This is a genomic window from Delftia sp. 11MD (assembly GCF_050907895.1).
GTDB classification, from domain to species: domain Bacteria; phylum Pseudomonadota; class Gammaproteobacteria; order Burkholderiales; family Burkholderiaceae_C; genus Comamonas; species Comamonas tsuruhatensis.
The window spans coordinates 6439366-6453023 of the sequence record NZ_CP194333.1 but is presented as its reverse complement, the minus strand read 5'-3'; the positions used below and the strand labels follow the sequence as shown (position 1 = coordinate 6453023).

Here is a 13658-nt window from a genome sequence, read left to right as displayed (position 1 = left end):
ACAAGGATGACGAAACGCATGAAAGCACTGAAGGCCGCCGTGGCAGCCGCCGCGCTGGCGGGGATGCCGCTGGCATATGCAACCGGGGCAGCGGGGGCACCGGGGGCCGGAAGCTATCCCGAGCGGCCCGTACGCCTGGTCGTGCCCTATGCGGTGGGCGGCGCCACCGATGTGATCGCGCGCGTGGCGGCCCGCTACCTGGGCGAGACGCTGGGCCAGCCCGTGGTGGTGGAAAACCGCCCCGGCGCGGGCGGCAGCACGGGCTCGGCCTATGCGGCCAAGCAGCCGGCCGACGGCTACACCCTGGTGATGATGGTGGAGAGCTCGCATGCCGTGAACCCCAACGTCTACGCCAAGCCCGCGTATGACCCGGTGAAGGACTTCACCCCCATCACCAACATCGCCAACGTGCCGGGCGTGATGGTGGTCAGCGCAGGCTCGGCCTACAAGAGCGCCAAGGATGTGAGCGACGCGGCGCGCGCCGCGCCGGGCAAACTCAACTACGGCTCCTCGGGCAATGGGGGGCTCAGCCACCTGAGCGGTGCGCTGTTCGGCAGCACCACGGGCACCACCCTCACCCATGTGCCCTACAAGGGCCTGGGGCCGGCGCTCAACGACCTGATGGCGGGGCAGCTCGATGTGGTGTTCGACAACATGCCGTCTTCCGGTGCGCTGATCGCGGGCGGCCAGCTGCGTGCGCTGGCCGTGTCCAGCCCCGTGCGCCTGCCGGCCCTGCCGGGCGTGCCCACCTATGCCGAGGCCGGGCTCAAGCCCATGAACGACATGTCCTGGTACGGCCTGGGCGCGCCTGCCAGGCTCGATCCCGCCATTCTTGCCAGGCTCAGCGAAGCCATGCGCAAGACCTTGCAAAAGCCCGAGCTGATCAAGACCATAGAGCAGCAGGGCGCCGTCGTGGACTTCCAGGAGCCTGCGCAGTTCAGGCAGACGGTGGAGCGCTCCAACCGGGCCTGGTCCCAGCTGATCCGCGACATCGGATTCGAGAAACTTTGAGGAGATCTGCCGTGCATGCACAAGTGACCTTTCCCACCCCGCAGACCGCCGTGCTCACCATCACCGGCGGCGGGCCGCTGAACATCCTGGGCACGCCCGTGATCCGCGCGCTGACCGCGCAATTGGCCGAGCTGGCCGAGCGCCCCGATCTGCACTGCCTGGTGCTGCGCGGATCGGGCACGCGCGCCTTCGTGGCGGGGGCCGACATCCGCGAGATGGCGTCGCTCAACGCCGCCTCGGCACGCGCCTTCATCAGCGGGCTGCGCGACCTGTGCAACGCGGTGCGGCATTTCCCCGTGCCCGTGATCGCCAGGCTGCAGGGCCATACGCTGGGCGGCGGGCTGGAGCTGGCCATGGCGGCCGACCTGCGCATCGCGGCCGATGATGCCGTGGTGGGCATGCCCGAGGTCAAGGTCGGCATTCCCTCGGTGATCCACGCGGCCATGATGCCCGCGCAGATCGGCGGCACGCGCGCCAGCTGGCTGCTGCTCACGGGCGAGAACATCGGCGCCCTGCAGGCCGAGCGATGGGGCCTGCTCAACGAATGCGTGCCCGGCGACCAGCTCGATGCGCGCATCGCGCAGATTGCCGAGGGGCTGGGCGGGATCGGCATCGAGGCGCTGCGCCAGCAAAAGCGCCTGCTGCGCCGCTGGGAGGGCATGGGCGTGGACTCGGCCATCACCGACAGCGTGGCCGAGTTCGGCGCGGCCTTCAACACGGGCGAGCCGCAGCACCACATGAATGCCTTCCTGGAGCGCAAGCAGGCCAAGGCCCAGGCCCAGCACTGAACCCAGGCCGGGCCGGGCTAGGCCTTGTCGGCCAGCCCTTTCAGAAAGCTGCGCAGCCGCTGCGCGGTGGGCGTCAGCGGCCGTTCGCTGGAGCGCACCAGCTGCAGCGGGCGCCGTGCCCAGGTTTCCTCCAGCGGCAGGCAGGCCACCGCATGCGCGGTGCCGAGCCTGCGGTAGATGCTGTGCGGAATGACGGCCAGGCCCACGCCCTGCGAGACCAGCCGCACGATGGAGGTGAAATCGTCCACGTGGATGCGGCAGCGCAGCGGCCGGCCATGGCGCTTGGCCAGCTCGCGCAGAAAGGCGTAGTTGCTGCTGGTCAGCGCCATGCCCACGAAGGCATGGGACAGGGTGTCGAAGAACCGGCAGGAAGGGCCTTCGCCGTCGTCTTGCCTCTCGCCCGGCTGGGGCACCAGCGGATGGCCGGGCGGGGCGATCACCACCAGGCGGTCCAGCGCAAAGGTCTCGCAGGCCACGGCGCCCGCCATGGGCTCGCCCGCGTAGACGCCCAGGTCGGCCTCGCCCTCGGCCACGCTGGCGGCAATCGTCTCGCTCGTCTGCTCGACCAGGGTCAGGTTCACCTCGGGAAAGGCGGTCAGGAACTCGCCGATGTGCGGGCCAATGAAGCCGTGCAGCGAGGAGCTGTTGGCCGCCAGCGTTGCCTTGCCCTGCAGGCTGCTGCCCAGCAGGGCGGCCTCGGCCTCCATGCCGTCGATGGCGGCGAACACGCCGCGCGCATGCTCGAGCATGGCGTGGCCTTCCTCGGTCAGCCGCATGCCCTTGTGCTCGCGCGTGAACAGCTGGCAGCCCAGGGCCTGCTCCAGATTGCGCAGCCGCTGGCTGGCGGCCGAGGGCGTCAGGTGCCGCGCCTGGCTGGCACGCGAGAGATTGCCGGCCTGGGCGATGGCCATGAACAGCTTCAGATCGGTCAGGTCGTAGCGCATGCGGGCGTTTCCTAGGGGGCAAGAGGGCCATTATTCCTGCTGGCGCAGGGCTGCAAAGCCCGTGGCGCGCAGCCTTTGAAGGGCGCTGGGATAATCGATGCCATGACTAAACACCGCGTCGTGGTGGGCCTGTCGGGCGGTGTGGACTCCGCTGTCACGGCCCATCTCCTCAAGCAACAGGGCCATGAAGTGGTCGGCATCTTCATGAAGAACTGGGAAGATGACGACGACAGCGAATACTGCTCGTCCAATGTCGATTTCGTCGATGCCGCCGCCGTGGCCGACGTGGTCGGCATCGAGATCGAGCATGTGAACTTCGCCTCCGAGTACAAGGACCGCGTCTTCGCCGAGTTCCTGCGCGAGTACCAGGCCGGCCGCACGCCCAACCCCGACGTGCTGTGCAATGCCGAGATCAAGTTCAAGGCCTTCCTGGACCACGCCATGCGCCTGGGCGCCGAGAAGATCGCCACGGGCCACTACGCCCGCGTGCGCCAGAACCCCGACACGCAGCTGTTCGAGCTGCTCAAGGGGCTGGACCCGGCCAAGGACCAGAGCTACTTCCTGCACCGCCTCAACCAGGCCCAGCTGTCCAAGGCCATGTTCCCCGTGGGCGAGCTGAAGAAGACCGAGGTGCGCCGCATTGCCGAGGAGATCGGCCTGCCCAACGCGAAGAAGAAGGACTCCACGGGCATCTGCTTCATCGGAGAGCGGCCGTTCCGCGACTTCCTGAACCGCTACATCAGCAAGGAGCCCGGCAACATCCTCGACGACCGCAACCGCAAGCTGGGCAAGCATGTGGGCCTGTCGTTCTACACGCTGGGCCAGCGCTCGGGCCTGGGCATCGGCGGCGTCAAGGAAAAGGGCGCGCCGCGCGGCGGCGGCGACCATGAGCCCTGGTTCGTGGCGCGCAAGGAGCTGGACACCAACACGCTGCGCGTGGTGCAGGGCCATGACCATCCCTGGCTGCTGTCGCAGTCGCTGCTGGCCGACCAGGTCAGCTGGGTGGCCGGCCACGCGCCCGCCGAGGGCAAGGCCTACGGCTCCAAGACGCGCTACCGCCAGCCCGACTCGCCGGCCCTGATCTCGGGCGCCACGCCCGAGGGCTTCCGGCTGGATTTTCCCGAGCCGCAATGGGCCGTCACGCCCGGCCAGTCGGCCGTGCTCTACGACGGCGACGTGTGCCTGGGCGGCGGCATCATCGCGGCGGTGGATCCGCGCTGATGCAGCACTGACGCGGCACTGATGCGGCATTGATGCCGGGCAGGATTCGGCCCGTCGCGTTTTGCTATCGTCACGGGGGGCGGCACAACCGCCCCTTTTTCTTTTTCCTTTTGTTCTTCACGACAGCACCACAGGAGACCCCATGGCTTCATCGATTCTTGCGCGCCGGCATTTTCTGGGAGCGGCCCTTGGCGCCGTGGCCACGGCCGGATGCAACGGCGAGGTGTCCTGGGGCGATCCCATCGATCCGCCCGTGACGGACCGCGTCAAGCGTGCGCTCGATCAACTCGACGGCCAGGTGCGCGCGCAGATGCGGCGCACGGGCGTGCCCGGCGTGGCCGTGGCGGTCGTGCATGAAGGGCGCCTGGTCTATGCCCAGGGCATGGGCGTGCGCCGTCTGGGCTCGTCGCTGGCCGTGGATGCGGACACGGTGTTCCAGCTCGCCTCCGTCTCCAAGTCCGTGGGCGCCACCGTGGTGGCGCAGCAGGTGGGCCAGCGCCGCGTGTCCTGGGACACGCGCGTGCAGCAGGGCCTGCCCTGGTGGACGCTGGAGGACGCCGACGCGGCCCAGCGCATCACCGTGGGCGACATGTATGCCCACCGCTCGGGCCTGCCCGGCCAGGCCGGCGATGCGCTGGAGGAGCTGGGCTACAGCCAGCGCCAGATCCTGGAGCGCCTGCGTTACCTGCCGCTGCGGCCCGTGGGCACCCAGTACGCCTACAGCAACTTCGGCCTGACCACGGGCGCCGAGGCGGTGGCCGCCATCGCGGGCCAGTCCTGGGCCGCGCTGTCGCAGCAGGCCGTCTACGGCCCGCTGGGCATGACGCAGACCAGCTCGCTGTTTGCCGATTTCGAGGCGCGCGCCAACCGCGCGGCCGGCCACCTGCGCGTCAATGGCGTGTGGCAGACGGGGCCGGTGCGCCGGCCCGATGCGCAGTCGGCCGCCGGCGGCGTCAGCTCCACGGTGCGCGACATGGCGCGCTGGATGACCATGCTGCTGGACGAAGGCCGCTTCGAGGGCCGCCAGGTGGTCGATGCGCAGGCGCTGCGCACGGCGCTGTCGCCGCAGATGCTGCAGTCGCCGGCCGGCAACGGCGAGCCTGCGCGCTACTACGGCTTCGGCTTCAACGTGGGCGTGTCCGAGGCGGGGCGCACCACCTACAGCCACTCGGGTGCCTTCGGCACGGGCAGCGCGACCAGCTTCACCGTCATGCCCGAGCTCAAGCTGGGCATCGTGGTGCTGACCAACGGCATGCCCATCGGCGTGCCCGAGATCGTGGTCTCGCAGTTCCTGGACGAGGTCGAATGGGGCCGCCAGCGCCAGGACTGGGAGAGCATCTGGACCAAGCGGCTGGCACCCATCATGCAGCCGCATGGCGAGCTGGCAGGCAAGACCCGGCCCCCTTTCCCCCGACCGCCCCGGCCGCTGGGCGCCTATGTGGGCAGCTACGCCAACCGCTTCTACGGGCCGGCCCAGGTCAGCCTGCAGACGGGCGGCGGTGGGCTGCAGGTCAGCCTGGGTTCGCAGCGCATGCTGCTCAGCCACTGGGATGGCGAGGTCTTCAGCTTCGTGCCCGAGGGCGATTCGCCGGGCAGCCTGTCCAAGGCCACGTTCGACGGCAACCAGCTCACGCTGGAGTATTTCGACGATGTGCTGACCCCGGCCGGCGTCAGTGCGGGGATAGGGCGCTTTTCGCGCTGAGGGTGGCCTGCTCCGTGCCGTCGTGCAGGTGATCGCCGGGCACGGGCAGCCAGGCGGCCAGCACGGTGGCACCGGGCTCCGAATCCATGTCCAGATGGCCGCCCAGGCGCTGCAGGCGCGCCTGCATGCTGCGCAGGCCCACTCCCATGCCGGCCTGCTGCACGGCGGACACGTCAAAGCCTGCGCCGTCGTCGGTGATGCGCAGCATCAGCCAATGCGGCTCGGGCCACTGCAACTGCACCTGCACGCACTGGGCGCGGCTGTGCTTGATCACATTGGCCAGTGCTTCCTCCAGCACGCGCGTCAGCGCCAGGCACTGCAGCGCACCGGGCGGCTGCGGCCAGGCGGCCGGCACCTGCCAGTCGGACTGCATGTCCAGCGCGTCGAACAGGCTGGCAAAGCGGTGGCGCAGCGGCGCGATCCAGGCCTGGGGCGTGTCCGGCACGGTGACGGAGACGCTGGTGCCGCTGTCGATCATCTGGCGCAGGTCGTCGCGCAGCAGCTTGAGCACGGACAGGAACTGGCGGTTGTGCATGGGGGTGCCGGCCTGCTCCACCATGGCGATGGAGCGCACCAGGGAGCCGCCCAGGCTGTCGTGCAGGTCGTGCGCCAGCTGCATCCGTTCCTGCAGCCGCGAGTGGCTGAGCGCCAGCGCATGCTCGCGCGCCAGCGTGCCGCCAAGCTCGTCGCAGGCACGCGCCACGCTGTCGCTCAGCTCCTGGTTGAACTGTTCGATGCGGCGCATGCTGAGCACGAACTGCCGGCCCAGCACCATGGACAGGGTCAGCATGGTCAGCGGTGCGGTATAGGGCATCCAGGGCGTGGCGGGGCCGATCACCTTCTTGAGCGCCAGCATGTCGTGCAGGCCCGCGCACAGGAAGACCAGCAGGCAGGCCGCGTAGACCAGGTGGCCCGGCTCGCGCGTGCGCCAGGCGTGCAGCGGAAAGTGCAGCGACACGGCCACGCAGATGCCGAAGTACACCAGGCCGATGTGCAGCACGCCGTCCACCAGCGACCAGGGCGCGAAGATGGCGGCGGCCATGCCGGCCAGCGTCAGCGCCCACAGCAGCTTTTCCAGCCGGGGCAGGTGCAGTTTTCCGAAGCGCCAGGTGAACAGGCAAAAGCTCTGGCCGAACAGCAAAAAGACCAGCAGGTTGCCGCGTGCCACGGCCAGGGTGTCGGGGAAGGGCCAGGCCTCGGTGGCCAGGATATTGGCCAGGAACAGCGCCCAGCAGAAGGCATTGAGCGCGTACCAGCCAAAGGCCTTGCTGGCGCGCCGCTGCAGCCAGGCAAAGGCGAACAGCACGCCCAGCACCAGCGAGACCACGATGTTCATGGCAAACAGCGTGCGCTGGTTCCACCAGGTCTGCGCGTGCCACTGGCGCAGCGCCTCGGGCTCGCCCAGGCGCACCTCGCCCAGGCCCGGCGTCTGCTCGGCCAGGCCATGGACGCGTATCCACACGCTGTTGGTGCCCGCATGCAGGGCGGATTCGGGCAGCAGCCAAAAGCGCGGCATGTTCCAGCTGCGCGACAGGGGCTCGACCAGGTGCCGGTCGCGCCACAGCAGGTCGCCGTTCACGAAGACCTCGCCGGCCATGACCATGGAGTGCAGGGCCAGCGCCACGGGATCGGCGGCGACGGGAGTTGTGGCAAAAGCGGCAGCGGGGTGAGGGCAGCCGCGCTGCCAGTCGATGCGGTACCAGACGGCGCCGCTGTAGCCGGGCCAGCGGTCCAGCCAGTGGTCGGGCAGGGTCACGTTGTGCCAGTCGCGTACCGTGCTGACGATGGGCGGCGGTCCCTGGCCTGCGGCCTTGGCGGACTGGATGGACAGGATCTGCGGCAGGCAGGCCTGGGCCAGGGCGCAGGGACTGCACAGGAGGACCGCCAGGCCCAGGCCCAGGGCGAGGCCCCGGGCGAAGTGCCGCACCGGGCCGAACCACCGGCGCCACCCGCCCATGGCCGTCAGCCCAGCAATCCGCGCACGCGTGCCGTGTTGACGGCGCGTGTGCGCGAGGACACGGCCAGCTTGCGGTAGATGTGCTTGATGTGGCATTCCACCGTGTAGCGCGACAGGTGCAGCTGCTCGGCGATCTCGCGGTTGGTCAGGCCATCGGCCACCAGGCGCAGGATCTGGCTTTCGCGCGCGCTCAGCGTGGACTCGGTGCCGCTGCTCTCCGGCGTGGCGGGTGCCGCGCCCTGCAGCTCGGCGATCACGCGGCGCGCGATGAAGGGGTCGATGGGCGCGCCGCCGCGCAGCACGCTGCGGATGGACAGCGACACTTCCAGGTCGTCGCGCTCCTTGAGCACATAGCCGGTGGCGCCTGCGCGCAGCGCCGCGAGGATGGCGTCCTCCGTGCTCCAGGCCGAGATCACCAGGATGCCCACGGCCGGGTCTGCGCTGCGCATCTCGGCGATCAGGTCGATGCCGCTGCCGTCGGGCAGGCCCAGGTCCACCAGAGCCAGCGCCACGGGCTCGGCCAGGCAGGCGCGGGCCTGGGCCTGGGAGCCGGCGAACAGCAGGGCATCGGGCGTGTAGCCCAGCTGGCCCAGCACGGACTGCAGCCGCTGGCGGATCAGCGGCTCGTCCTCCACCACCAGCACCGGGGCCGGAAGCGTGGACTCTGGGACAAGCAGGTGGGCGGGCATGGAAAAGGCGTGCGCAGCGGCGGGCGTAAAAAGGGGCAGGATGGCCGCCCGACTGTGGGCGAAGCCCGCATCTTTGCATATCCCTGAAAACTGGTAATCGCGGGGGCGCGCGCCGCTGCGCCGTCCATAATTCCGGCCCGGGCCGCACGGGCGGACCCTGGCAACGACATCAACCGAAAGGACGCCGCCGCATGGCACGCGTACGTGACCCTGCTGGCTACGATGGCCAGCGTGAAATGATCCTCTCCCACGCCGCCCAGCTGTTCGCGCAGCGCGGCTATGCGGGCACCTCCATGAACGAGGTGGCTGCGGCCTGCGGCGTCTCCAAGGCCACGCTCTACCACTATGTGCTCGACAAGCACGACCTGGCCGTGCGCATTGCCGAAGAGCATGTGCTGCGCCTCGAAGCCCTGGTCAACGACACCCTGCAGGCCCATGCCGATCCCGAGCAGCGCCTGCATGCGCTGATCCGCGGCTTCGGCCAGGAGTACGCCCAGGCCCAGAATGCCCACCGCGTGCTGACCGAGGACGTGCGCTTCCTGCGCGAGGAAGACCAGCAGCGCATCCTGGACGTGGAGCGCCGCGTGGTCGCCGCCTTTGCGCAGACCATTGCCCAGGTGCGCGGCGAGCCTGCCGACAGCGCCCTGGGCAAGCCCCTGGCCATGCTGCTGTTCGGCATGATCAACTGGACCTTCACCTGGCTCAAGCCGGGCGGCACGCTGGACCATGACGCCATTGGCACCATGGTGTCCCAGCTGTTCTTCGGCGGCGTGCGCGCGGTCAGCGTGCCGGACGGCAAGAAGCCGCGCAAGGCCCGCCAGGCCTAGGCTCGGCCCGGTCCCTTACCACCGGCGCTGCACGACCACGAAGCGGTCGGCCACGAAGGCCAGCGTGGTGTAGCTGGCATTGGCCGCGGGATTGCCGCCCGTGGCGTGGAAGTCCGAGAAGCCTGCCGACTGGTTGACCATCACGCCCTGCGTGAGGTTGATGGACAGGGCCACGCGCGAGCGCAGCGCCGAGGCCGCCACGGCATCGACGAAGGCCGCATCCGTGGAGTACAGGCCCAGGGTCATCGCGCCATGCGCGCGCACGCTGCGCTCGGCCAGCTCGCGCGCGGCCTGGGCCGAGGGCACGGCCACCAGGTAGGAGACGGGGCCGAAGCATTCGCGCTCGTAGATGGCGGCGTCCGCCACGTCCAGCGCGCGCAGCGCGGGCGTGCGCACCTCGGCCTGCGGGTATTCGGGATGGGTGAGCTTTTGCGAGGCGCGCACGGCGCGGCCCACGGTGGCAGCCTGTTCCACGCGCTCCACGGTCTGCGCAGAGCCTATGGCGCCCAGCACGGTGAAGGCCACCTTGGGATCGGCCAGCAACTGGTCGATGGCGGCGGCCAGATCGGCGCCGACCTGCTCGAAGCTCTTGTGGCCCTGGTCAGTCTCTATGCCGCCGGCCGGAACCAGCAGGTTCTGCGTGGCGGTGCACATCTGGCCGCTGTACAGCGACAGTGACAGGGCCAGATTGCGCAGCATGCCTGCGTAGGCATCGGTGGACTCGATCACCACCAGGTTCACGCCGGCCATCTCGGCATACAGGCGTGCCTGCGGCGCGTTGGACTGCAGCCACTGGCCGAAGGCATTGCCGCCCGTGAAGTCGATGGAGGCCACGGCGGCGTGCGTGGCCAGGGCCTGGGTCAATTCGGGCTTGTCGCTCACGGCCAGGGTCACGAGGTTGGGGTCCAGGCCCTGCTCGGTCAGCACATCGCGCAGCACGCTCACGGTGAGCGCGGCCGGCAGCACGGCGTTGGGGTGGGGCTTGACGATCACGGGGTTGCCCGTGGCCAGCGCGGCGAACAGGCCCGGGTAGGTGTTCCAGGTCGGGAAGGTGGCGCAGCCGATGACCAGGGCCACGCCACGCCCCACGATCTCGAAGCGCTTGTGCAGCACGGCGGGCGCATGCTTGCCCTGGGGCTTTTCCCAGACGGCCTCGGCAGGCACGTCGGCCATGGCCTTCCAGGCCACGGCAATGGCTTCCAGGGCGCGGTCCTGGGCATGGGGGCCGCCGGCCTGGAAGGCCATCATCGCGCCCTGGCCCGTGGTCAGCATCACCGCATGCGCGATCTCGAAGCTGCGCTGGTGGATGCGCGTCAGCGCCTCCAGCAGCACGCCGGTGCGGCCCTGGGGTCCGAGCGCCTGCCATGCGGGCTCGGCCGCCTGGGCGGCATCCACCAGCGCCTGGGCATCGCACTCGGGGTAGCGGATGTCCAGGGCCACGCCATAGGGCGATTGCTCGGTGGCCACGCGGGCGCGTTCACCGGGCTGGCGCAGCGGATAGTCCTTGACGAACAGCGCCTGCACGGCGGCGTGGCCCTGGGCCTGCGCGGTCTCGCCATACACCTTGGGCGAGGGCGCTTCGGGGAAGGGCGACCAGTGGCCCCGGCGGGACAGGGCCTGCAGCGCGTCGTCGAGCAGAGGGCGGTGGCGTTCGTAGAGGGCGTGGGCGGGCATGGGATGTCTCCTGGTTTGGAATGTGGCGTCGCTATCAGGGTTAGTACCGGACAACAAGCCTTGTTGCTCAAGAAAGCTGCATCTTATAATCCTACCGTCCGGTCGGTCAATTATTCTGAACCCCTTGCCTCACGACGCCAGAACCCCGATGAACAAAGACCTGCGCCCCGCCCCCGGCGAACTCGACCCCATCGAAACCGCCAGCCGCGACGAGATCGCCTCGTTGCAGCTGCAGCGCCTGCGCTGGTCGCTGCAGCATGCCTACGACAACGTGCCGCATTACCGCCGCGCCTTCGATGAGAAGGGCGTTCATCCGTCCGACCTGCGCACGCTGTCCGACCTGGCCCGCTTTCCCTTCACCACCAAGAAGGACCTGCGCGAGAACTACCCGTTCGGCATGTTCGCCGTGCCGCGCCAGAAGGTGGCGCGCGTGCATGCCTCCTCGGGCACCACGGGCAAGCCCACGGTCGTGGGCTACACGTTGAATGACATCGACAACTGGGCGAACCTGGTGGCGCGCTCCATCCGCGCGGCGGGCGGGCGGCCCGGCGACATGGTGCATGTGGCCTACGGCTACGGCCTGTTCACGGGCGGCCTGGGCGCCCACTACGGAGCCGAGCGCGCGGGCTGCACCGTGGTGCCCATGTCGGGCGGGCAGACCGAAAAGCAGGTGCAGCTGATCCAGGATTTCCGGCCCGACATCATCATGGTCACGCCCAGCTACATGCAGGTGATCGTGGAGGAGATGCAGCGCCAGGGGATGGACCCGCGCGAGAGCTCTTTGCGGATCGGCATCTTCGGCGCCGAGCCCTGGACCGAGGCCATGCGCCGCGAGATCGAGGGCAAGGCGGGGCTGGATGCCGTGGACATCTACGGCCTGTCCGAAGTCATGGGCCCGGGCGTGGCCAGCGAATGCGTGGAGAGCAAGGACGGGCCGGTGATCTGGGAAGACCATTTCTACCCCGAGATCATCGACCCCGACACGGGCGAGGTGCTGCCCGACGGCAGCGAGGGGGAGCTGGTCTTCACGTCGCTGTCCAAGGAGGCCATGCCCATCATTCGCTACCGCACGCGGGACCTGACGCGGCTGCTGGCGCCGACTTCGCGCAGCTTCCGGCGCATGGGCAAGATCGTGGGGCGCAGCGACGACATGATGATCATCCGCGGCGTCAACGTCTTTCCGACCCAGATCGAGGAAATCGTGCTGGCCAATGCCAGCCTCACGGGCCTGTACCAGATGCACATCAGCCGTGAAGGCCTGCTGGACACCGTCGAGGTGCACTGCGAGCTGCAGCCGCAGCGGCGCGGCCTGGGCGATGCCGAGCGCGGCGAGATCGCGCAGTGGGTGCAGCAGCGCATCAAGACCCTGGTGGGCATTTCCACGGCGGTGCGCGTCTTCGATCCCGACACCATCGAGCGCACGCAGACCGGCAAGGCCCGGCGCGTGTACGACAAGCGGCCGCGTTGAGGCACCGCCGGCCGTCGTCAACCATTTCATTCAAGGAGATCGCACATGTATACCCAGGCCATGGACACCATGGGCAAGGAAGCGGGCGATGGCGGCAAGGCCGTGCGCTCGGCCGACGAAATGCGCCTGCAGCAGCGCTTTGACGAGCGCATCGATGCCGGCGAATTCATCGAGGCCAAGGACTGGATGCCCGACAACTACCGCAAGACGCTGCTGCGCCAGATCAGCCAGCACGCGCACAGCGAGATCGTCGGCATGCTGCCCGAGGGCAACTGGATCAGCCGCGCGCCCACGCTCAAGCGCAAGGCCATCCTGCTGGCCAAGGTGCAGGACGAGGGCGGCCATGGCCTGTACCTCTACGCGGCCGCCGAGACGCTGGGCAGCAGCCGCGACCAGATGCTGCACGCGCTGCACACGGGCAAGGCCAAGTACAGCTCCATCTTCAACTACCCCACGCTGACCTGGGCCGACATGGGCACCATCGGCTGGCTGGTGGATGGCGCGGCCATCATGAACCAGGTGCCCATCTGCCGCTGCTCCTATGCACCCTATGCGCGTGCCATGGTGCGCATCTGCCGCGAGGAGAGCTTTCACCAGCGCCAGGGCTACGAGGCGCTGCTGACCATGATGCAGCAGGGCACCGAGGCGCAGAAGGCCATGGTGCAGGACGCCGTCAACCGCTGGTGGTGGCCGTCCATCATGATGTTCGGCCCGCCCGACGACCAGTCGCCCAACAGCGCGCAGTCCATGCGCTGGGGCATCAAGCGCATCTCCAACGACGCGCTGCGCCAGAAGTTCATCGACGCCACGGTGGACCAGGCCAAGGTGCTGGGCGTCACCCTGCCCGATCCCGACCTGAAATGGAACGAGGCCCGCCAGGCCCATGACCATGGCCCCATCGACTGGGACGAGTTCTGGCGCGTGATCGCCGGAGACGGCCCCTGCAACCGCGAGCGCCTGGGCGCACGCGTCAAGGCCTGGGACGAAGGCGCCTGGGTGCGCGAAGCCGCGCTGGCCCATGCCCGCAAGCAGACACAGAGAAACCAGACCCGCAAGGAGGCCGCATGACCACCGCCGAACAGAACATCACCAACGAATGGCCGCTGTGGGAAGTCTTCGTCCGCAGCAAGGCCGGCCTGGACCACAAGCACTGCGGCAGCCTGCATGCGGCCGACCCGCAGATGGCGCTGCAGATGGCGCGCGATGTCTACACGCGGCGCCAGGAGGGCGTGAGCGTCTGGGTGGTGCGCTCGGACCAGATCGTGGCCAGCGACCCCGGCGACAAGGACATGTTCTTCGACCCGGCCCAGGACAAGGTCTACCGCCATCCGACCTTCTACCAGCTGCCGCCCTCGGTGGACCACATGTGAGCGGGGA

Annotated in this window: 12 protein-coding genes; 8 read left to right on the top strand and 4 right to left on the bottom strand. The window is 69.1% G+C overall.

Annotated features, from left to right (window positions below):
• Nucleotides 1–6 precede the first annotated feature (6 nt).
• Together ACRSCF_RS29555 and ACRSCF_RS29550 are read left to right on the top strand one after the other, a co-directional pair.
• Nucleotides 7–1011: a Bug family tripartite tricarboxylate transporter substrate binding protein gene (locus ACRSCF_RS29555; RefSeq protein ID WP_016454016.1), complete on the top strand. Its 1005-nt coding sequence runs from the start codon at nucleotides 7–9 to the stop codon at nucleotides 1009–1011.
• An 11-nt stretch (nucleotides 1012–1022) separates the two neighbouring features.
• Complete coding sequence (locus ACRSCF_RS29550) at nucleotides 1023–1799, top strand: enoyl-CoA hydratase (protein ID WP_034366441.1); 777 nt, start codon at nucleotides 1023–1025, stop codon at nucleotides 1797–1799.
• Nucleotides 1800–1816: 17 nt separating this feature from the next.
• Here the strand turns inward: ACRSCF_RS29550 and ACRSCF_RS29545 are convergent, their stop codons facing one another.
• Nucleotides 1817–2743, bottom strand: a complete 927-nt coding sequence (locus ACRSCF_RS29545; protein ID WP_034366443.1) for a LysR substrate-binding domain-containing protein — start codon at nucleotides 2741–2743, stop codon at nucleotides 1817–1819.
• 102 nt (nucleotides 2744–2845) lie between these two features.
• Here ACRSCF_RS29545 and mnmA point away from each other — a divergent pair, with 102 nt between their 5' ends.
• On the top strand, nucleotides 2846–3964 hold the full coding sequence (gene mnmA, locus ACRSCF_RS29540) for a tRNA 2-thiouridine(34) synthase MnmA (RefSeq protein WP_126311100.1): 1119 nt from the start codon (nucleotides 2846–2848) through the stop codon (nucleotides 3962–3964).
• Nucleotides 3965–4106: 142 nt separating this feature from the next.
• Nucleotides 4107–5666: a serine hydrolase gene (locus tag ACRSCF_RS29535; protein ID WP_034366446.1), complete on the top strand. Its 1560-nt coding sequence runs from the start codon at nucleotides 4107–4109 to the stop codon at nucleotides 5664–5666.
• Here the strand turns inward: ACRSCF_RS29535 and ACRSCF_RS29530 are convergent.
• The gene (locus ACRSCF_RS29530) at nucleotides 5635–7623 is read right to left on the bottom strand and encodes a sensor histidine kinase (RefSeq protein ID WP_034366449.1); all 1989 of its coding nucleotides are present in this window, start codon (nucleotides 7621–7623) and stop codon (nucleotides 5635–5637) included. The two genes, ACRSCF_RS29535 and ACRSCF_RS29530, sit on opposite strands and share 32 nt — an antisense overlap.
• Nucleotides 7624–7628: 5 nt before the next feature.
• Entirely contained in the window at nucleotides 7629–8312 is a 684-nt protein-coding gene (locus ACRSCF_RS29525; RefSeq protein ID WP_017404039.1) for a LuxR C-terminal-related transcriptional regulator, read from the bottom strand.
• A 191-nt stretch (nucleotides 8313–8503) separates the two neighbouring features.
• Between ACRSCF_RS29525 and ACRSCF_RS29520 the strand changes: the two genes are divergently transcribed.
• Nucleotides 8504–9139 (top strand): TetR/AcrR family transcriptional regulator, encoded by a 636-nt coding sequence (locus ACRSCF_RS29520; protein ID WP_012202739.1) that lies wholly within the window; start codon nucleotides 8504–8506, stop codon nucleotides 9137–9139.
• Between the two features lie 15 nt (nucleotides 9140–9154).
• On the opposite strand, the gene paaN is transcribed toward ACRSCF_RS29520, so the two are convergent.
• Nucleotides 9155–10813 carry a phenylacetic acid degradation protein PaaN gene (gene paaN, locus ACRSCF_RS29515; protein ID WP_432675176.1) on the bottom strand — a complete coding sequence of 553 codons (1659 nt, stop codon included), beginning with the start codon at nucleotides 10811–10813 and terminating at the stop codon, nucleotides 9155–9157.
• 148 nt (nucleotides 10814–10961) lie between these two features.
• Here paaN and paaK point away from each other — a divergent pair, with 148 nt between their 5' ends.
• The 3 genes from paaK to paaB are packed head-to-tail and all read left to right on the top strand — an operon-like array spanning nucleotide 10962 to nucleotide 13651.
• Nucleotides 10962–12281, top strand: coding sequence for a phenylacetate--CoA ligase PaaK (paaK, locus tag ACRSCF_RS29510; RefSeq protein WP_096914635.1), 1320 nt, complete (start codon nucleotides 10962–10964; stop codon nucleotides 12279–12281).
• A gap of 45 nt (nucleotides 12282–12326) precedes the next feature.
• Entirely contained in the window at nucleotides 12327–13349 is a 1023-nt protein-coding gene (gene paaA / locus ACRSCF_RS29505) for a 1,2-phenylacetyl-CoA epoxidase subunit PaaA (RefSeq protein ID WP_012202742.1), read from the top strand.
• Entirely contained in the window at nucleotides 13346–13651 is a 306-nt protein-coding gene (paaB, locus tag ACRSCF_RS29500; RefSeq protein WP_013804631.1) for a 1,2-phenylacetyl-CoA epoxidase subunit PaaB, read from the top strand. The genes paaA and paaB overlap by 4 nt, the downstream gene beginning before the upstream one ends.
• Nucleotides 13652–13658 lie beyond the last annotated feature (7 nt).

Coding starts and splice junctions, on each gene's coding strand:
- ACRSCF_RS29555 (WP_016454016.1), top strand. CDS start 7: ATGACGAAACGCATGAAAGCACTGAAGGCCGCCGTGGCAGCCGCCGCG.
- paaB (WP_013804631.1), top strand. CDS start 13,346: ATGACCACCGCCGAACAGAACATCACCAACGAATGGCCGCTGTGGGAA.
- ACRSCF_RS29525 (WP_017404039.1), bottom strand. CDS start 8,312: ATGCCCGCCCACCTGCTTGTCCCAGAGTCCACGCTTCCGGCCCCGGTG.
- mnmA (WP_126311100.1), top strand. CDS start 2,846: ATGACTAAACACCGCGTCGTGGTGGGCCTGTCGGGCGGTGTGGACTCC.
- ACRSCF_RS29545 (WP_034366443.1), bottom strand. CDS start 2,743: ATGCGCTACGACCTGACCGATCTGAAGCTGTTCATGGCCATCGCCCAG.
- paaA (WP_012202742.1), top strand. CDS start 12,327: ATGTATACCCAGGCCATGGACACCATGGGCAAGGAAGCGGGCGATGGC.
- paaK (WP_096914635.1), top strand. CDS start 10,962: ATGAACAAAGACCTGCGCCCCGCCCCCGGCGAACTCGACCCCATCGAA.
- ACRSCF_RS29520 (WP_012202739.1), top strand. CDS start 8,504: ATGGCACGCGTACGTGACCCTGCTGGCTACGATGGCCAGCGTGAAATG.
- paaN (WP_432675176.1), bottom strand. CDS start 10,813: ATGCCCGCCCACGCCCTCTACGAACGCCACCGCCCTCTGCTCGACGAC.
- ACRSCF_RS29530 (WP_034366449.1), bottom strand. CDS start 7,623: ATGGGCGGGTGGCGCCGGTGGTTCGGCCCGGTGCGGCACTTCGCCCGG.
- ACRSCF_RS29535 (WP_034366446.1), top strand. CDS start 4,107: ATGGCTTCATCGATTCTTGCGCGCCGGCATTTTCTGGGAGCGGCCCTT.